Genomic DNA, 17,265 nt, shown 5'->3' with positions numbered 1-17,265 from the left:
CAACCAACTGCCGGGGCCAAAACGCGGCGCAAAGGTACGGGAAGGGAACGGCTAAATTGTTAAAGGGTTGATTGTCCAGCTAGACTGGAAGAATTTGCCAGTGGGTCGACCATTTAGTTATTCACGATATCCAGCTCAAACTGCGTGAGTAGGCCGGGCAGGCTGCTGAGCGCAAAGCGGGCGTTCTTCACCTCGTTCAGCGCCGGGTCGAGCGTCACTTCCTGGGCGGTGCTGAAATCGGTGCCGTTGAGCTTGGACTGGCGAAACACCGCGCGCCGTAGCTGACAGTCCTGAAAGACCGCCTGCGTGAGGTCGGCGTGGGTGAAATCGACTTCCTGCATGGAGCAGCCCACAAAGCGGGTATTGGGCAGGCTGCGGCCGTGAAACGAGGCATAGGCAAGCTGGCAGTGGTCAAAATGCACGGCAAAGAGCATGTCGCGGCAGGCCTGAAAGGGGAGACCCAGCAGCTTGCAGCCATCAAAAGCCACGTTCTGAAAAGCCGTGTTGGCAATGCTGGTCCCGGCCAGGTTGCAGTTCTCGAACCGACAGTCCGTGAACCGCCAGCCGCTCAGGCTGGTCTGGCTGAAGTCGAAGCCGATGAAGTGAAACTCCTCGAATTCGCGCTGCCCGGCCAGCTCCGGCGGCATCGTGCGCGTCAGCACTTGGCCTTCTGGAAAGTAGGAGGGCTTGCTCAGCGGTTTGGCCGGTTTGCGGGCGGCAGATTTACGCATCAGTCACGGTTCTTAAAGCTTAGCCAGAGCACCAGCCCCAGCAGCGCGATGCCGCCCCGAATCAACCACGCCACCGTTGGGCCCCATTGGTCAATCCAGGTCAGGAAAATGAAATGAGTTTCGCGGCCCTGCACAAATGGCAGTACCATCGAAACCAAACCGATAAGGAGCAAGCCGAGTCCGAGTTCTTTCATGTTGGCGGTGCCCGCGCTGGTGCGCAAGCTGCCTTCGAAACGGACTTTTACTCAACCATATTGTGCCCGGCTATTTTACCGCGATGCACGAAATTTCCACCAGCACGTCCTTCGGCAAGCGGCTCACCTCCACGGTTTCGCGGGCGGGGTAGGGGCCGGCGCCGAAGTACGAGCCGTACAGCTCGTTGATGGTGCCGAAATGGCCGAGGTCTTTGACGAAAATGCTGCACTTCACCACGTCCTGCAGGCCGTAGCCGGCCGCCGTCAACACGGTTTGCAGGTTGCGCATCACTTGGTGGGTTTGGGCCGATACGTCGCCCTCGCCAATGATTTGGCCACTTTGCGGGTCGAGGGCAATCTGGCCCGACACGTACACGGTGCTGCCGGCCTGCACGGCTTGGCTGTAGGGCCCAATGGCGGCCGGGGCGTTGCTGGTCTGGATGATGGTGTTGGTCATCGGAATCGAGGGGAGAAAACGGAGGATGCGGGCCGAAGCCCTACTTTCGTGGCCTGAACTTAGCCAAAACGATGCACCTACTCGTCCTCGACGGCCACCACGTAGCCGCGGAACTGCGCCAGAAATTTGGTCCTCAACACCAATACACTTTCGTGCCCGATGCCGACACGCGCCTCGTCGACGACGCCGAAGCCGCCATGCAGGTACTCGACGACGTGCTGCCGACGGTGGACGTGGTCTTCGATTTCGGCAACTACGGCCCGCTCTACGAAGAGAAAGAAGGCGTCGTGGTGTTTGTGGAAGGTGCTACCGAGTCGTTGGCTTCGCGCTTCGGCGGGCGCAACCGCCCGGTTTACCCGGTATTTGGCTTCTGCGGCCTGCCTACGCTCATCAATCGGCCGCTGCTGGAAACCAGCCTGCTCCACGCCGCCGATGCCGATAAGCTCGCCGAAACCTGCGCCGCCCTCGGCACCGATTTCCGCGTGGTGGAAGACCGTGTGGGACTCATCACGCCCCGCGTGGTCTGCATGATTATCAACGAAGCCTGCTACACTTTGCAGGAAGGCACCGCCTCGGTGCGCGACATCGACCTGGGCATGAAGCTGGGCACCAACTACCCCAAAGGTCCGTTCGAGTGGGCTAATGCCATCGGGGTAGCGCGGGTATACGAAGTGCTGGAAGCCATGTGGCAGGACACCCACGACGAGCGGTACAAGATCTGCCCGCTGCTCAAGCGCATGGTGCAGCAGGAAGAGTCGTTTGCCCTGTAGCCCGAACTAGGCCCCAGGTCGGCGTCGCCCAAGTGCGCAACAAAAAGAGCCGCTTCGGATGCTTCCGAAGCGGCTCTTCTATGCAAAAGCAAATGCGGAATTATTCCACCGTCACCGACTTAGCCAGGTTACGCGGCTGGTCGACGTTGCAGCCACGCAGCACGGCAATGTGGTACGAAAGCAACTGCAGCGGCACTACCGATACCAGCGGCATGAGCACCTCCGAGGTATGAGGCACTTCCACTACAAACTCGGCCATCGGCGGAATCGTGGTGTCGCCTTCGCTCACCACCGCAATGATGCGGCCTTTGCGGGCCTTCACTTCCTGGATGTTCGACACGATTTTCTCGTACGAGCTGTCGCGCGTGGCAATGACCACCACCGGCATGTTCTCGTCGATGAGGGCAATCGGGCCGTGCTTCATTTCGGCGGCCGGGTAGCCTTCGGCGTGGATGTAGCTGATTTCCTTCAGCTTCAGCGCACCTTCCAGCGCTACGGGGAAGTTGTAGCCGCGGCCCAGGTACAGGAAGTTGGTGGCGTCCTTGAAGATTTCGGCAATCTGCTGAATTTCCGTGTCGAGCTCCAGCGCCTTCTCCACTTTCTGCGGAATCGTGTAGAGTTCCACCATCAGCTCGCGCAGCTTCACGTCGGAGAGCGTGCCGCGGCGGTGGCCCACAATCATGGCCAGAATAGTGAGTACCGTTACCTGGGCCGTGAAGGCCTTGGTAGAGGCTACCCCGATTTCGGGGCCGGCGTGGGTGTAAGCACCGGCGTCGGTGGCGCGGGCAATGCTCGAGCCCACCACGTTGCAGATGCCAAAGATGGTAGCGCCTTTGCTCTTGGCCAGCTCCAGCGCGGCCAGGGTGTCGGCCGTTTCGCCCGATTGCGAAATGGCAATAACGATGTCGCGCTCCGACAGCACCGGGTTGCGGTAGCGGAATTCCGAAGCGTACTCCACTTCCACCGGAATGCGCGCCAGGTCTTCGATCAGGTACTCGGCTACCAAGCCGGCATGCCACGAGGTACCGCAAGCCACAATGATGATGCGGTGGGCGTTCATGAACTTCTGCTCGAACGCCCGCACGCCGCCCATGTTAAGGTGGCCTGCCTCAAGCTCCAAACGGCCGCGCATCGAGTCCAGAATCGATTTCGGCTGCTCGAAGATTTCCTTCAGCATAAAGTGCTCGTAGCCGCCTTTCTCGATGCTGTCGAGCTCCATCTCCAGCTTCTGGATGTAAGGCGTCTGCACCACATCTTCCTTGGTGCGGATGTCGAGCTTGCCGTTGCGGATAACCGCAATTTCGTAGTCGTTCACGTACACCACTTCGTTGGTGTACTCAATGATGGGCGTTGCGTCGGAAGCCAGGAAAAACTCACCTTCGCCCACGCCAATCACCAAAGGCGAACCTTTACGGGCTGCAATCAGCTGGTCGGGTGCGTCTTTGCTGAGCACCACAATGGCGTACGCTCCCACCACTTCGTGCAGGGCCAAGCGTACGGCTTCTTCCAGCGTGCAGTGATTCTGCTTCTGGATTTCCTCGATGAGGTTAACGAACACCTCCGTATCGGTATCGGAGTGAAACTCGTGGCCCTGCTGCTGCAAGTGCTTCTTCAGCGCCGCGTAGTTTTCGATGATGCCGTTGTGAATGATGGCAATGCGCTCCGAGGTGGAGTAGTGCGGGTGGGCATTCACGTCGTTCGGCTCGCCGTGCGTGGCCCAGCGGGTGTGGCCCATGCCCACGTGCGCGTGGATGTCCTTGTCGGCGATGAACGCCTCCAGGTCAGCCACTTTGCCCTTCTTCTTGTATACGTTCAGCTGCCCGTTGAGCAGGGCGACACCAGCCGAGTCGTAACCGCGGTATTCCAGGCGCCGCAGGCCTTTCAGGATAACGGGGCAAGCCTCACGGTGCCCGATGTAAGCGACTATTCCGCACATACGGCGTTAGGGAAAAAGATGGGTCTGGGAAAATGACAGGCGCGGCCGGGCGCAAAGCTCGTGCCGAAGTTTTGCCTACGCAACTCGGCTACTTAGGCGTTGTGTAATATACACGTAACCGAATGCCCGAGGCATTGAGTACGGCACGGTCGAGGGAGAGTTGACCGGCCCGGCGCAGGGAAGGAGTGAGCAGGAAGCCTGCCGGCCGTTCGCCGTCGAGCTGGTTGTTCAGGTAGGCTTGCACGTAGCTGGTGAGCGACGTACTGAACTGCCGGTTGCCGGTTGTGGGTTCAGCGGAAAGCAGCGCCGCTTCGTTTTCGATACCCCGCGGGTTTTGCCCGTCGGCCTGCACAGCGCGCTCTTTCGGTTCGGCATTGACGGTGCGCAGCAGAATGCGGTTGTTACGGTTCACCTCGTAGAGGAAAAGCGCGTTCGGCAACGTAAACAAGGCATTGGTGCCCGCCTTCACCGGTACTATCAATTCGGCGCGGTTCACAATCAGGCCCACGCGGTTGCGCAGTTGGGCCAACCCCGGAATGGTCAGCTTGGTTGCCAAACCCGTACCGCTCTGCGTGTACACATTGCCGTCGGTTACGTCGGCCGTTACCGAGTCCTTGTCGTTGGCCAAAATAGCCAACCGGCCACCGGCGCGGTTGTAGTCGATTTGGGTGTAGTAGCGCGGCGAGGCAGCGCCGCTGCCACCAGCTACGGCATCCCCGAAGTACAAGCGGTACTGCTTCTGCTTGCTCTTCACGTTGGGGGCGGTGTAATAAAACACCAGTTCCGATTCCGCCGTGCGGTTGAAGCCGATGATGGCGTTTTGCATCGATGCGGCCGGGGCCAGCGCAAACCCCTTGAAATAGCTGTTGAGCGCCGCCTGATCGAAACCCGTGGTGTTGAGCTTGGTAAACAGCCCGCTAAAGAAGCTGTTGGAATTGTTCAGCGCCAACGGCAGACGCAACGGCAGCTGAATGCTGTCGGCGGTATTGGCCTTGTTGCGAATCACGCGGTTAAGCTTCACCGGGCCGCTGTTGGCAATGGGGCTGCCAGCTACCTGAATTGGAGTGCTGGAGTAGTAAAGCGCCCGGTCATTCAGCGGTTGTGCGAGGTTGTATACGTCGAAATTCGCCAGCTGGGTCGCACTGCCCCATACCCGGCTATAGCCGAGATACATCACCACCGAGTCGAACCGGGCGTTGGTGAACTTCGAAGGCAACGAGTCTTCGCTAACCACCAAGTTCAAGGCCGAGCGGGCCGTGGTAGTCGCTTCGGTGTTGTTGTCCCGCAGTTGGCCCACCAGCCACAAGTCGCGCTTGAGCGTGGGGAGCGAATCCTGCAGAATAGTAGACGCCACCACGGGCAGGTCTTCGTACTGGGCGCTGATAGACGTGGTGCCGGGCAGGTCGAGGCCCAATTCGTTAGGGTCTTCGCACGAACCGAGCGAAAACAAAGCGGACGTCAGCAGCAGGGCTACAGACGTCCGCGAGGCAAATAGCCTAGTTGGCCAATTCATTATACAGCGTGAAGTAAGAATTCAGCAGGTTTTCGTCGTCGGCTACCTGCCCGATGTTGCGACCTTTGGCGTACTCGCTGAACAAAGCGTTTACGTTGTCGCTGAAATCTTCGTCGGAGCGCACCACCGAGTCGGCGTACTCCATGCCAATTTTGATGAAGCCCTGGAAGTCAGCCGACTGCAGCGCGGCCAGCATCGAGTCGTCGATGTCGAGCATCTTGGCCTTCTCGATGATGTTGCCGTCGAATTTGTAGTCGAACTCGTTGTTGTAGACCGTGAAGATGCTCTTGGCGTCCTTGAAAATCGGGTCCTTCTTGTAGGTCGTTTTCAGGTACAGCGGCATCAGGCCCGTCATCCAGTCGTTGCAGTGCACAATGTCCGGCGACCAGCCCAGCTTCTTCACCGTTTCCAGCACGCCCTTGCAGAAGAAGATGGCGCGCTCGTCGTTGTCGGGGTGAAACTGATCGTTTTTGTCGCGCAGTACCGATTTGCGGTGGAAGTAGTCCTCGTTGTCGATGAAGTACACCTGCAACTTTGCGTTCGGAATCGAGGCCACCTTGATAATCAGCGGCTTCTCGTCTTCGCCCACGGCAATGTTGATGCCCGAGAGGCGCACCACCTCGTGCAAGCGGTTCTTACGTTCGTTGATAATGCCGAAACGGGGCACGAAAATGCGGATTTCCATCCCCATTTCCTGCATACCTTGCGGCAGGCGCCGCAGGAACTCCGCTACCCGGGTCGTTTGCAAAAACGGATTGATTTCCGTGGCAGCATAGAGTATTCTTAGCTTCGACATACGGGGTGAAACGTGAGGTTTTGAAAGGGATACACCATTGGGACGCACAAAATTAAACAATTTTGCCCGATAAATCCACTATATCGCCCGTAGGGTCTCGGCAAAGCCCCCTTGTTTTCATGGAGATACTCGAAACCGCCGCCGCGTTGCAAGCCCGCGCCGAAACCTGGCGCCGCGAAGGCCGCCGCATCGGCTTTGTGCCCACCATGGGCGCCCTGCACGAAGGCCATTTGCAACTGGTGCACGCTGCGGCGCAACAGAACGATGTGGTGATTGTCAGCGTGTTTGTGAATCCCACGCAGTTCAACAACACCGAAGACTTCAAAATGTATCCCCGGGTGCTCGGTTCAGATACCGAACTGCTGCGCTCCTCGGGCTGCACGGCGCTGTTTGCCCCCACACCCGAGCAGATGTACCCCCAGCCTGCGGTGCTTAAGTTCGATTTTGGGCCCCTGGAGCGCGTAATGGAAGGCGCCCACCGACCGGGGCATTTCAACGGGGTAGCCACGGTCGTCAGCAAATTATTTCACCTGAGCCGACCGCACCGGGCTTATTTCGGGCAAAAGGATTGGCAGCAAGTCGCTATTGTGCGGCAAATGGTGCAGGACCTGAGCTTCGACCTGGAACTGGTGGCGGCGCCCACCGTGCGCGAAACCGACGGCCTGGCCATGTCGTCGCGCAATCGGCGCCTGTCGGCGGAGGCGCGTGCGTTGGCACCGCGGCTTTACGAGGCGTTGCAGCTGGCAAAGCAACGCTTGGTGGCGGGACCAGCCGTAGCGCAAACCGAGGCTACGGCCTTCCTGCACCAGTTTCCAGAAATCGAACTGGAGTATCTGGAAGTAGCGGATGCGCGTACGCTGCAACCAACCATAGAGCCAGGGCACGATGTGGTTATTTGCTTGGCTGCGTGGCTGGGTGGCGTGCGGCTCATCGACAACGTGGTGGTGCCAGCGAGCTAGACGCCGCCCCGATTTGGCCGGAGTGATTTTGCCTATCTTTGGCGGCTCAATTACCGGCCTTGCTTTTCCATGCACATCGAGGTTCTTAAGTCTAAAATTCATCGCGCCAAGGTTACCCAAGCCGAGCTGCACTACGTGGGCAGCATCACCATCGACGAAGACCTGCTCGACGCTGCCAACATGGTGGAAAACGAGAAAGTGACGGTGGTCAACGTCAACAACGGCGAGCGGCTGGAAACCTACACCATCAAGGGCGAACGGGGCTCGGGCATGATTTGCCTGAACGGCCCGGCGGCCCGCCGGGTAGCGGTTGGCGACATCGTCATTATTTTCTCTTACGCCCTGATTGACTTTGCCGTAGCGCGGGAACATAAGCCCACCGTGGTGTTTCCCGATCAGCACAACCGGCTCGTCTAACACCCCCAAATTCCTCGAAAGCCAGCACCGTTCGGTTGCTGGCTTTTCTTTGCCAACTACTGCCTTGTGTTGTTTCGCGTGAAAAAGCTCGTCGATATCCTCAAATATGTCTTGCTCTTGGCGTTGTCGGGCTTGCTGATGGCGTACGCCGTGCGCGGGCAAGACCTGAGCAAAATCGGACAAGCCTTGCGCGAGGCCAACTACTTCTGGATTGGTCTGACGGCGTTGGTGTCGGCGCTGGGCTACTTCAGCCGGGCTTACCGCTGGAAGATGCAGCTCGACGCCGCCAACCACCGCACCTCGTACTGGAATGTGTACCATGCCATGATGGTGGGCTACCTGGCCAACCTGGTACTGCCGCGCATGGGTGAGGTGATTCGGTGCTCGGTGCTGCGGCGTATGGGCGGGATACCGGTCAATGTGTCGTTGGGAACGGTCATTACCGAGCGCATCATCGACGTGCTGGTGTTGTTTCTCCTGCTGGGCGCGGTGCTGGTGTTGGAGTTTGGCAAGTTCTGGGACTTTGTGGCCTCCGCCGTATCCGATAAAGCGGGCGTTTTGGAGCAACGCGGCTCCCTGCTGTTGGGCATAGCCGTCATTCTGGTGGTGCTGAGCGTGCTGCTGCTGGTGCTGGGCATTCGCAACCTGGAGCGCCTGCGCCGCAACCAATATTTCAACAAAGCGGTGCTGTTCGTGCGCGGCATTCTGTCGGGCGTGTTCAGCTTGCGCAAAGTGCAGCGGCAGGGGCTGTTCTGGTTCCACACGTTTTTCACGTGGCTGGTGTACTACCTGATGGATTACCTGGCCTTCTTTGCCTTCGCAGCCACAGCTGGTTTGGGTATCGTGGCAGCCTTGTCGGTGCTCACCTTTGGGGCATTTGGCATGGCCGCGCCGGTGCAGGGCGGCATCGGCGTGTTTCACCTGATGGTGAGCCGCACGCTGCTGGTGTACGGCCTCACCAAAGAAGCCGGCGTGGCTTACGCCCTAGTCATTCACGGGTCACAAACCCTGTTGGTAGTGCTCATGGGCGGCATCAGCTTTGTGGCCAGCGTCCTGAAATCGGGCCGCAACGTGATGTCGCCCAAACTTGATTCTGCCGAAACGACCGTAGCGCATGCCGACGAAAGATAAAATTGTCAGCCGCGAGCAACTGCTGGAGCGGCTGGCGGCGTGGCGCCGCGACGGCCGCCGGGTGGTGTTTACCAACGGCTGCTTCGACCTGCTACACCTCGGCCACGTCGATTACCTCGAAAAAGCGCGTGCCTTGGGCGACGTGCTAGTGCTGGGCCTGAACACCGATGCCTCGGTGAGCCGCCTCAAGCCCGGCCGGCCCCTGCAAGACGAAGTGTCACGTGCCCGCGTGTTGGCGTCGCTTTTGTTTGTCGATGCCGTGGTGCTGTTCGACGAACCCACCCCGCTGGAGCTAATTCAGCTCGTGCGGCCCGACGTGCTGGTGAAAGGCGACGACTACGCCATCAGCGGAATTGTGGGCCACGAGTTTGTGTTAAACAACGGCGGGCAGGTGCTCACAGTGCCGCTGGTGCAAGGCTACAGCACCACGCGCATTGTCGAACGCATCGTTAAAGGCTTGGAGGCGTAAGGAAGCGGAACGGCCGCTTCGCTCGTCGCCCAGCCGCCCACTCTCAACGACTCTCACACGCCATGATTCTCTCCCCGTTTTACATGCTGCTGATTGGCCTCACCCTGGTGAGCTTCCTCATTCAGTGGCGCTTGCGCAGCAAGTTCACCCAGTACTCCCACATCGGTTTGCAGTCGGGCCTCTCGGGCAAGCAGATTGCCGAGCTCATGCTGGTCGATAACAACATCCACGACGTGAAGGTCGTGTCGACGGAAGGCCGCCTGTCGGACCACTACAACCCGGCCGACAAAACCGTAAACCTGAGCGCCGAGGTATACGAGGGCCGCTCGGCCGCCGCGGCGGCTGTGGCCGCCCACGAGTGTGGCCACGCCGTGCAACACGCCACGGCCTACAGCATGCTGCAGTTCCGCTCCACCATGGTGCCGGCCCTGAGCGCGGTGTCGCGTTTCATGCCTTGGATTTTGTTGGCCGGGGTACTCATGATTCGCACCTCGGTTATTCCGCTGGGCCTCGGCATTGCGCTGTTCTCGCTCACCACGCTCTTCAGCTTCGTTACGTTGCCCGTGGAGTTCGACGCCTCCAAGCGCGCCCTGGCTTGGATCGACCGCCGCGGCATCGTCACCACGCAGGAGCACGCCATGGCCAAAGATGCGCTGTGGTGGGCCGCCATGACCTACGTCGTAGCTGCCATCAGCTCCTTGGCGACGCTGCTTTACTACGTGAGCATCTTCATGGGCGGCCGCAACCGCAACTAATCCTTCTTGAAACCTAACGGAAACGGGGCTGATGATGCTAACTCATCGGCCCCGTTTCCGTTAGGCCAACAACTCGCGAGTAGCGGCCCATCATTGTTGCATGCTGCCCGATTCTAACCACCGGGTTGCAAAGCTGTTGTAGGCGTGCCTACTTTTGCACTGCCGTTCTTCGAGCGGCTTCCCGTCCCTTCCCTAACCGCTTCCCCGCATGAATTTTCAGTTCACCGAAGAACAACTCGCCGTACAGGCTGCCGCCCGCGACTTTGCCCAAAACGAATTGTGGGCCGGCGTCATCGAGCGCGACGAGCACCAGAAGTTTCCCGCCGAGCAAGTCAAGAAGATGGGCGAGTTGGGCTTTCTGGGCATGATGGTGAGCCCCGAATACGGCGGCGGCGGCATGGACACCGTTTCCTACGTGCTGGCCATGGAGGAAATCAGCAAGGTCGATGCCTCGTGCTCGGTTATTATGTCGGTGAACAACTCGCTGGTGTGCTGGGGCTTAGAAAAATACGGCACCGAGGAGCAGAAGCAGAAGTACCTGACCAAGCTCACCACCGGTGAAATGATCGGCGCCTTCGCCCTCTCGGAACCCGAAGCCGGCTCCGATGCCACCATGCAGCGCACCACTGCCGAGGACAAAGGCGACCATTACTTGCTCAACGGTACCAAGAACTGGATTACCAACGGCTCTTCGGCTTCGGTCTACCTCGTCATTGCCCAAACCAACCCCGAGCTGAAGCACCGCGGCATCAACGCCATCATCGTGGAGAAGGACACGCCCGGTTTTGTGGTTGGTCCGAAAGAAAACAAGCTGGGCATCCGCGGTTCCGATACCCACTCCCTCATGTTCACCGATGTGAAGGTGCCCAAGGAAAACCGCATCGGCGAAGACGGCTTCGGCTTTAAGTTCGCTATGCAGGTGCTGGCCGGTGGCCGCATCGGTATTGCGGCGCAGGCCTTGGGCATTGCTTCGGGTGCTTACGAGTTGGCCGTGAAATACTCGAAGGAGCGCAAAGCCTTTGGGGTGCCCATTTCGCAGCACCAGGCCATCCAGTTCAAGCTGGCCGACATGGCCACGAACATCGATGCGGCCCGTCTGCTGTGCCTGCAGGCTGCTCACGACAAGGACGCTCACCTGGATTACAGCAAGTCGGGCGCTATGGCCAAGCTCTTCGCTTCGAAAGTTGCTATGGACACTGCTGTTGAGGCCGTTCAGGTGCACGGCGGCTACGGTTTCGTGAAAGAATTCCACGTAGAGCGCATGATGCGCGATGCCAAAATCACCCAGATTTACGAGGGAACTTCCGAGATTCAGAAAATTGTAATCTCGCGGGAAATCCTGAAGTAGAAAGCGAATTGCCTTAAAGTCAGAACTCTTGCACTAAACCCAGCCAAAAATTTGGCTGGGTTTTCGTTTTTGTGAATTTTTATATCTTCTTTTGCATTGTCTAGTAACAGCCGCACCCACGGACGAACTGAACACCCACCCACCCACTGCAGCCGAATATGGAAGATTACAATAAAGTCATCGAATCCCTCGGGGTCCGTTACATCAAAGCCAAAAACTTGGTGTTGCAGCAGCCCTTCACTGTGCGCAATTCCTATGACGTCGGCAACAATCTTATCCTGTTGCACAAAGGCCGCATTACGTTCGGCGAAGACGAGCAAGTCATCGAAGAGGGCGACATGTTGTTCATTCCTGGCGGCCGTGCTACCCGCGTCACGTACGGCGAGACGGGCGGCAAGGTCATCACCAACGACGACCTGATCAGTAACAAGGACAAGTTTTTCCACTCCAACGACGACCTCGACCTCATCGGCGACGCCGAGGAAAGCCATTCGTTCGTCTCGTTTGAGGCCAAGGTGTTCGACTCGGTGAACTTCTTCGCCTCGCTCGACGTGCCCGCGTTCCTGATCAGCGGCAACTCGAAGCTGGCCAACCTGGTCATCAAAGTAGTAGAAGAAAGCCTGCAGGAACTGCCCGGCCGGGAGCGTCTGGTATCGATTTACACGGAAAATATCGTGGTCGAAATCATTCGCTATATTCTGAAGAACAAGATGTTTGTGGAGCAACTTGCTACCAACAGCACTTACTTCAAGGACCCGCGCCTCATCGATTTGTTCAACTACATCAAGGAGAACCTCGGCGGCGACTTGTCGAACAAAGTGCTGTCGAGCGTGGCCAACGTGTCGGAAGATTACGTGGGCCAGTACTTCAAGATGCTGACAGGAATCAATCCGCAGGACTACATCGAATACCAGCGCATGGAGCGCGCCGTGTTCCTGCTGCGCACCACCAAGAAAAGCATCCGCGACATCGGCAAAGAGGTAGGTTACAAAGACACTGCTTACTTCTGCCGCCGCTTCAAGATGATGTTCGGCATTCCAGCCGGCAAGATGCGCCGCCGCGAATCGGCCATGAACATCTAACGAGCCTTGCATCGATAACGAAAAAGGCCCGAACCGCTGCGGTTCGGGCCTTTTTCGTTATCGATGGTTTACGGGCGCTTAGTTCAGAGCCGCTTTAAGCACTGAGTTGAACGTGTGCACCACGCGCGCCGCTTCGCCGAGGAACTCCGGGTCTTTCTCAATCTGGTTACCCACTACAATCACGTCGGCCCCGGCGGCCAGCGCAGCATGTGCCTTTTCGGCCGTATTGATGCCGCCTCCCACGATGATGGGCACGTCGACAGCCTGGCGCACAGCCCGAATCATGGCCGGGGCCACGGGATACATGGCGCCACTGCCTCCGTCGAGGTACATCAGGCGCAGGCCTAGCTGTTCGCCTGCCATAGCGGTGCAGGCAGCAATGCCGGGCTTGTCGTAGGGTAGGGGGGTGGTACCGCTCATGTAGCTGGCCGTGGTTTGGCGGCCGGTGTCGACAAGCATGTAGCCGGTGGGTAGAATCTCCAGGGTACTGGCCCGCAGGATGGGCGCAGCTACTACGTGCTGCCCGATCAGGAAATCGGGGTTGCGGCCCGAAATCAACGACAGCAGCAAAATGGCGTCGGCCTGCGAATCGATGTGCACGCTGTTGCTGGGAAACAGCACCACGGGCACTTCCGAGGCGCTTTTCAGCAAACGAATGAGGGCAGCCTGGTGCTGTGTGGTCACCAAGCTGCCCCCTACGAAAAAGTAATCGACGGCATGCGCCGCAGTCAAATCTAAAATGCGCTGCCCAGCCGCCTCGTCGAGGTTATCGGGGTCGAGCAGGACAGCCAGGGACTTCTGGCCGCGTTGCCGGCGGGCGTACAGAGCATCATGCAGGCGGGTTAGGCGCATGCGCGTCGTCGTGGTGGATGACAAAGTCGATGTCCTTGGTTTCGGGCTCAGTGGCCGAAGCTGCAAGGTCCGAATTTTTGTTTACTTCCATCAAGTCGTTCACTTTGCGCGTTATCAAGGCAATGAGTACGCCCGTCACCTGACCGATGAGCATCTTGCCCGCATCGGAGTCGGCAAACGCCTTGAGCGTGTCCCAGACCAAGGAATTCTGCGGCTCAGGGCGCTGGTAGCCGGTGCGCTTCTGCTGGTAGTGCGTGACGGGTACGACGGCCGAAGATTGACCACCGGCATCAAAAGCTGGAAAAGGATCAGCGTCGGCAGCGGGCGTGGCGTGGTACACATCCGGAGCCAGCTGAGCCCGCGGATGCTCGCCGCCACCGAAGCCATAATCATCGGATTGCGCGGCTAGTCGGGCCTTGCGCCGAACCTTCTTGCCTTTCTTGGGACGCGGCAACTCGTCGTAGTCGTCCTCATCGTCGTGGCTGCTCAAGACTTTGCTCACGATCCAGAAGCCGCCCAGAATAGCAGCCCCGATGGCCACGTATTTGCCCACGCGGGTCGTTTGGTCTTTGAGGTGGTCCACATCGCCCAGCAGGGCGCGTTCGTATTCCAGTTTCTGACGTTCCAGAAACTCCCGTTCGTCGTCGAACAGCGGGTTATGCAATTCGCTCATTGCGCAGCTGTTGAAAGTGGTTATTGACGCTTGTCTGATTTGTAGATGGTGTCGTCCAGCATCTTATCGGCCAAGCCTTGGTAGAGCTTTTTGCCCACGCCTACTACAAAGATGATAAGCAGCACCAGATAGAAACCGGCTACAATGCCGAAGCCCCAGTAGTGGCTGTCGAGGGCGTCGTTCAGGGCCAGACCCGCGAAGATGCTCAGGAAAACCAGGAACAGCAGCCCGAGCAAAGCCAGCGTGACGCCTTGGGCCGCGCCCACAAAAGCGGTTTTTACTTTCTGCTGCACTTCGAGGCGCACCAAATCGATGCGCGTATCGATGTAGCCCATTAGGTTGCTCATCAACGAGTCGTTGCGGGGCGTTTTGTCGTCGTCGGTAGCCATACGGCGGCAGAGTCGGTTAGGTGAGGAGGTTGGGCAGAGGCGAAGAAAGCAGCAAGTTGGGTCGAACTCCAACTGCGTGGTCGGAGTTGTACAGACCGAGGCATTCATACGGAAAAGCTGGCCGCGCGTCTATACTTCCCCGTACTTTTACCTTCTTCCCGAGCCCCGTGAGTCAAACCCTCTACCAGGTGCTGGGCGTGGCTTCGTCGGCTACGCCGGCCGACATCAAACACGCCTACAAGCAATTGGCACTGCGCTACCATCCCGACCGTAACGGGGGCAGCACGCTGCACGAGGAGCAATTTAAAATAGTAGCCGCCGCATATAGAGTGCTAGGCGACGCCGACCGCCGCGCTGCCTACGACCACCAACTACGCCTAGCCGCCCTGCGGGCTGAAGAGCAACGGCGGGCCCAAGCCTACCGCCCGCAGGCCCAGCACGTGTATGGCGTACCCATGCCACCGCCCGCGCCATTGTGCACCCGCCGCCCCGCAGCCTCGGCCGAGCGCCACTACGTGCGCCGTGGCAAAGTCCGCTTCACCCGCCGCGACTATCAATTAATAGCGGCCTTGGTAGTGGGTATGCTGCTGTTTGCCTTTAGCCTGAAGTGGGTGATGGACCGCGTAACGGCCGCCAGCAACTACCAGGATGGCTTGCGCGCCTACGTGCACGGCGACTGGAGTGCCGCACACAGCTTCTTTTCCGAAACCCTACATTTTCGCCCCCAACATGTCCGTGCTCTGCGACGACGGGCCGAAATCGAGCAGTTAATCTTTCACGACTACCACCAGGCGCGTACCGACTATGTAGCGGCGCTGGGCCTGACCAGCAACCGCCGGACGGCCGCGCAACTACTTTACCGCATCGGGCAGTGCGAAACCAGTCAGGGCAAAGCCCAAGTAGCCTTGCAAACCTTTTCGCGCGCTTTGGTGCTCGATACCACGCTCAGTAGCGCGTGGCTGGCGCGGGGCGAAGTATGGTTGTTCGAACGCCGCCGTTTTCCCACCGCCGTACGGGACTTTAATGTCGGGATTCGTCAACGCGAAGGCCAACAAGCGCCATCGGCCAAGTGGCTTACCTACCGTGGGCTAGCCTTTTTCAAAATGGGCGACTACGCCAAGGCCTTAGTCGACTATCAGCAAGTGCTTCTGCTTCGACCTACCAGCGGCCAGATTCATTTCTTATTAGGTCGTGTCGCTCAAAAGCAAGGACGCACCCGAGCTGCCTGCGAGTTTTTCCGTCGGGGAGCCTGTTATGGCTATCCACCAGCCGAGCAGGCCCGGCGCACTATTGGCTGCCGCAGTTGAAGGATCATAAAACCCCGGTGAATGAGCATGCAATGCCACTTTCTTTTCTGTTGCGGTAATACATAGTAGAAGGGGAATGACACTTGTTGCTACCAAGCTTAGAAGAGAGGAACTTGGTAACAATAAGAGTACCGGCGGAAAAGAGCGTAACGCCCCAATCAGTTGCGTAACCAACTGCCGCAACTCATCTATCTGTACCCTTAAGTTGGCCGCAGATGCTATAGGTTGCAGAGTCTGCCTTACTGCAATCAGACAAACTTCTTCGTGGAAGTATTGCCTAAAGGTTTTCAGGCGCTTCGTACTAGCCACTAGTTCCATTGAATAGCGAGTACCACTAGTTTATCACCAGTTACTCCCTGCACACACCAAATAACTGGTGTCGTTGCGTCATGGTGCTATGGTCTGGGTGGAGCTGAACTTGACGCGGCAAGGGACCACAACCACTTCACTTCTTATTCCAACGACTTCCAACGACACTGCTTTCAATAGGTGAAAGGCCGAAAAATGCCGGGGGCATACCTACACTAAAAGGAGGTACATTAGCACCAGGCACCTGTTCACCAACATCAGGAGCGCCTGAGGATGGGTTCATAGTAGGTACATTCGAAACTGGGACTTGTTCCAATATGCAGACCGGAGCCTTAATAACTGCTTCTTGAAGATTCCTGCATCTATAATCATATGACCTCAGCCCCTCTTAAGATAGAATACTGTCTAGATCTACTTCGGGGTAATCCCAACCTCCAAGTGCCATAAGCTATATAACTTGTGGGTACCGCTAAGAGCTTAACCGGTGTGAAGTCGTTGGCACAAGCAGTAACTGAATATGACCCACTGTCTTGCGCATTGCGTTTAAATGCATATTTAACTTTTCTAATACGAAGAGCTGAGCAAGAAACGGCATCCTAAACGCCAAGTGCCAAAAAAATCTTGGAACGAATAGCGCGACTCTGCATATTTCTATCGTACCTTTGTCGTCCCGAAGACGTCGGGCCTGTGGGTAAGTCGAAATGATAAAACACGTAGCGCCTCACGATGATGTGGTTATGTGCTGCTAAGAGCTCTCAGAAAAAAAATCGAGAAAATTTTCTTCTGTCGACTCTTGCAAATCACAAAACGCTTCGTACTTTTGCAACCCCGAACGGAACAAAGCGACTTCAAAAAAACTTGAAACGTTTTGAACGAATTAGATAATGACAGGAGTTTGTCTCTTGCACTGTCTAAAACAAAAGATTCGGTACTAGCTGCTTCATGCAGTTGCTAAGTTGGCTCGGCAGGAGTCGACGAAAGTTCTTTGAAAGACTGGAAAGACAATTGGTAAGACTTGTTCTGCTTCGGTAGAGCAACGAGCAGCGTACAAAGAATAAAGCTCGTCAAATACGGGTCGGATCAGCACTCGACATGGATCTAGCTTCGGCTAGATCGACAATATACTACAATGGAGAGTTTGATCCTGGCTCAGGATGAACGCTAGCGGCAGGCCTAA

General features: G+C 57.7%; 18 protein-coding genes. 9 read left to right on the top strand and 9 right to left on the bottom strand.

Annotated elements, in window-relative coordinates:
- Positions 1–113: 113 nt before the first annotated feature.
- From F0P96_RS07985 to F0P96_RS07975, 3 genes are all read right to left on the bottom strand, one after another.
- On the bottom strand, positions 114–731 hold the full coding sequence (locus tag F0P96_RS07985; RefSeq protein WP_151078343.1) for a pentapeptide repeat-containing protein: 618 nt from the start codon (positions 729–731) through the stop codon (positions 114–116).
- A complete protein-coding gene (locus F0P96_RS07980; RefSeq protein WP_151078342.1) occupies positions 731–925 on the bottom strand; it encodes a hypothetical protein in 195 nt (64 codons plus the stop codon). The genes F0P96_RS07985 and F0P96_RS07980 overlap by 1 nt, the downstream gene beginning before the upstream one ends.
- A gap of 70 nt (positions 926–995) precedes the next feature.
- On the bottom strand, positions 996–1,382 hold the full coding sequence (locus tag F0P96_RS07975; RefSeq protein WP_151078341.1) for a RidA family protein: 387 nt from the start codon (positions 1,380–1,382) through the stop codon (positions 996–998).
- 71 nt (positions 1,383–1,453) lie between these two features.
- Here F0P96_RS07975 and F0P96_RS07970 point away from each other — a divergent pair, with 71 nt between their 5' ends.
- Positions 1,454–2,152, top strand: coding sequence for a 3-hydroxyacyl-CoA dehydrogenase family protein (locus F0P96_RS07970; protein ID WP_151078340.1), 699 nt, complete (start codon positions 1,454–1,456; stop codon positions 2,150–2,152).
- Between the two features lie 100 nt (positions 2,153–2,252).
- Here F0P96_RS07970 and glmS read toward each other — a convergent pair whose 3' ends face one another.
- From glmS to F0P96_RS07955, 3 genes are all read right to left on the bottom strand, one after another.
- Positions 2,253–4,088 carry a glutamine--fructose-6-phosphate transaminase (isomerizing) gene (gene glmS, locus F0P96_RS07965; protein ID WP_151078339.1) on the bottom strand — a complete coding sequence of 612 codons (1,836 nt, stop codon included), beginning with the start codon at positions 4,086–4,088 and terminating at the stop codon, positions 2,253–2,255.
- Positions 4,089–4,176: 88 nt separating this feature from the next.
- Entirely contained in the window at positions 4,177–5,601 is a 1,425-nt protein-coding gene (locus F0P96_RS07960; protein WP_151078338.1) for a DUF4270 family protein, read from the bottom strand.
- Positions 5,585–6,397, bottom strand: a complete 813-nt coding sequence (locus tag F0P96_RS07955; RefSeq protein ID WP_151078337.1) for a glycogen/starch synthase — start codon at positions 6,395–6,397, stop codon at positions 5,585–5,587. Before F0P96_RS07955 ends, F0P96_RS07960 begins: the two co-directional genes overlap by 17 nt.
- Before the next feature lie 119 nt (positions 6,398–6,516).
- Between F0P96_RS07955 and panC the strand changes: the two genes are divergently transcribed.
- The 7 genes from panC (at position 6,517) to F0P96_RS07920 (ending at position 12,558) form a co-directional block, all read left to right on the top strand.
- The gene (panC, locus tag F0P96_RS07950; protein WP_151078336.1) at positions 6,517–7,356 is read left to right on the top strand and encodes a pantoate--beta-alanine ligase; all 840 of its coding nucleotides are present in this window, start codon (positions 6,517–6,519) and stop codon (positions 7,354–7,356) included.
- A 69-nt stretch (positions 7,357–7,425) separates the two neighbouring features.
- A complete protein-coding gene (gene panD / locus F0P96_RS07945) occupies positions 7,426–7,773 on the top strand; it encodes an aspartate 1-decarboxylase (RefSeq protein ID WP_151078335.1) in 348 nt (115 codons plus the stop codon).
- 78 nt (positions 7,774–7,851) lie between these two features.
- A complete protein-coding gene (locus tag F0P96_RS07940) occupies positions 7,852–8,904 on the top strand; it encodes a lysylphosphatidylglycerol synthase transmembrane domain-containing protein (protein ID WP_151078334.1) in 1,053 nt (350 codons plus the stop codon).
- Positions 8,888–9,373, top strand: a complete 486-nt coding sequence (gene rfaE2, locus F0P96_RS07935; protein WP_151078333.1) for a D-glycero-beta-D-manno-heptose 1-phosphate adenylyltransferase — start codon at positions 8,888–8,890, stop codon at positions 9,371–9,373. The genes F0P96_RS07940 and rfaE2 overlap by 17 nt, the downstream gene beginning before the upstream one ends.
- A 62-nt stretch (positions 9,374–9,435) precedes the next feature.
- On the top strand, positions 9,436–10,128 hold the full coding sequence (locus F0P96_RS07930; protein ID WP_151078332.1) for a zinc metallopeptidase: 693 nt from the start codon (positions 9,436–9,438) through the stop codon (positions 10,126–10,128).
- A 208-nt stretch (positions 10,129–10,336) separates the two neighbouring features.
- On the top strand, positions 10,337–11,476 hold the full coding sequence (locus tag F0P96_RS07925; RefSeq protein ID WP_151078331.1) for an acyl-CoA dehydrogenase: 1,140 nt from the start codon (positions 10,337–10,339) through the stop codon (positions 11,474–11,476).
- Positions 11,477–11,634: 158 nt separating this feature from the next.
- The gene (locus F0P96_RS07920) at positions 11,635–12,558 is read left to right on the top strand and encodes a helix-turn-helix domain-containing protein (RefSeq protein WP_151078330.1); all 924 of its coding nucleotides are present in this window, start codon (positions 11,635–11,637) and stop codon (positions 12,556–12,558) included.
- A gap of 78 nt (positions 12,559–12,636) precedes the next feature.
- Here the strand turns inward: F0P96_RS07920 and F0P96_RS07915 are convergent, their stop codons facing one another.
- Genes F0P96_RS07915 through F0P96_RS07905 form a run of 3 tightly spaced genes read right to left on the bottom strand, consistent with a single transcriptional unit; the run spans position 12,637 to position 14,472 of the window.
- Entirely contained in the window at positions 12,637–13,410 is a 774-nt protein-coding gene (locus F0P96_RS07915) for a phosphoglycerol geranylgeranyltransferase (protein WP_151078329.1), read from the bottom strand.
- A complete protein-coding gene (locus tag F0P96_RS07910) occupies positions 13,388–14,083 on the bottom strand; it encodes a hypothetical protein (RefSeq protein ID WP_151078328.1) in 696 nt (231 codons plus the stop codon). Before F0P96_RS07910 ends, F0P96_RS07915 begins: the two co-directional genes overlap by 23 nt.
- A gap of 20 nt (positions 14,084–14,103) precedes the next feature.
- Positions 14,104–14,472, bottom strand: coding sequence for a phage holin family protein (locus tag F0P96_RS07905; RefSeq protein WP_151078327.1), 369 nt, complete (start codon positions 14,470–14,472; stop codon positions 14,104–14,106).
- 167 nt (positions 14,473–14,639) lie between these two features.
- Here F0P96_RS07905 and F0P96_RS07900 point away from each other — a divergent pair, with 167 nt between their 5' ends.
- The gene (locus F0P96_RS07900; RefSeq protein ID WP_160620289.1) at positions 14,640–15,779 is read left to right on the top strand and encodes a J domain-containing protein; all 1,140 of its coding nucleotides are present in this window, start codon (positions 14,640–14,642) and stop codon (positions 15,777–15,779) included.
- Positions 15,780–17,265 lie beyond the last annotated feature (1,486 nt).

Origin of the sequence: Hymenobacter busanensis (genome assembly GCF_008727865.1) — a bacterium.
In the GTDB taxonomy this organism is placed as follows: domain Bacteria; phylum Bacteroidota; class Bacteroidia; order Cytophagales; family Hymenobacteraceae; genus Solirubrum; species Solirubrum busanense.
Note: the sequence above shows the minus strand (reverse complement) of the source record. Positions and strands in the feature narration are given on the sequence as shown.

Coding starts and splice junctions, on each gene's coding strand:
- F0P96_RS07985 (WP_151078343.1), bottom strand. CDS start 731: ATGCGTAAATCTGCCGCCCGCAAACCGGCCAAACCGCTGAGCAAGCCC.
- F0P96_RS07980 (WP_151078342.1), bottom strand. CDS start 925: ATGAAAGAACTCGGACTCGGCTTGCTCCTTATCGGTTTGGTTTCGATG.
- F0P96_RS07975 (WP_151078341.1), bottom strand. CDS start 1,382: ATGACCAACACCATCATCCAGACCAGCAACGCCCCGGCCGCCATTGGG.
- F0P96_RS07970 (WP_151078340.1), top strand. CDS start 1,454: ATGCACCTACTCGTCCTCGACGGCCACCACGTAGCCGCGGAACTGCGC.
- glmS (WP_151078339.1), bottom strand. CDS start 4,088: ATGTGCGGAATAGTCGCTTACATCGGGCACCGTGAGGCTTGCCCCGTT.
- F0P96_RS07960 (WP_151078338.1), bottom strand. CDS start 5,601: ATGAATTGGCCAACTAGGCTATTTGCCTCGCGGACGTCTGTAGCCCTG.
- F0P96_RS07955 (WP_151078337.1), bottom strand. CDS start 6,397: ATGTCGAAGCTAAGAATACTCTATGCTGCCACGGAAATCAATCCGTTT.
- panC (WP_151078336.1), top strand. CDS start 6,517: ATGGAGATACTCGAAACCGCCGCCGCGTTGCAAGCCCGCGCCGAAACC.
- panD (WP_151078335.1), top strand. CDS start 7,426: ATGCACATCGAGGTTCTTAAGTCTAAAATTCATCGCGCCAAGGTTACC.
- rfaE2 (WP_151078333.1), top strand. CDS start 8,888: ATGCCGACGAAAGATAAAATTGTCAGCCGCGAGCAACTGCTGGAGCGG.
- F0P96_RS07930 (WP_151078332.1), top strand. CDS start 9,436: ATGATTCTCTCCCCGTTTTACATGCTGCTGATTGGCCTCACCCTGGTG.
- F0P96_RS07925 (WP_151078331.1), top strand. CDS start 10,337: ATGAATTTTCAGTTCACCGAAGAACAACTCGCCGTACAGGCTGCCGCC.
- F0P96_RS07920 (WP_151078330.1), top strand. CDS start 11,635: ATGGAAGATTACAATAAAGTCATCGAATCCCTCGGGGTCCGTTACATC.
- F0P96_RS07915 (WP_151078329.1), bottom strand. CDS start 13,410: ATGCGCCTAACCCGCCTGCATGATGCTCTGTACGCCCGCCGGCAACGC.
- F0P96_RS07910 (WP_151078328.1), bottom strand. CDS start 14,083: ATGAGCGAATTGCATAACCCGCTGTTCGACGACGAACGGGAGTTTCTG.
- F0P96_RS07905 (WP_151078327.1), bottom strand. CDS start 14,472: ATGGCTACCGACGACGACAAAACGCCCCGCAACGACTCGTTGATGAGC.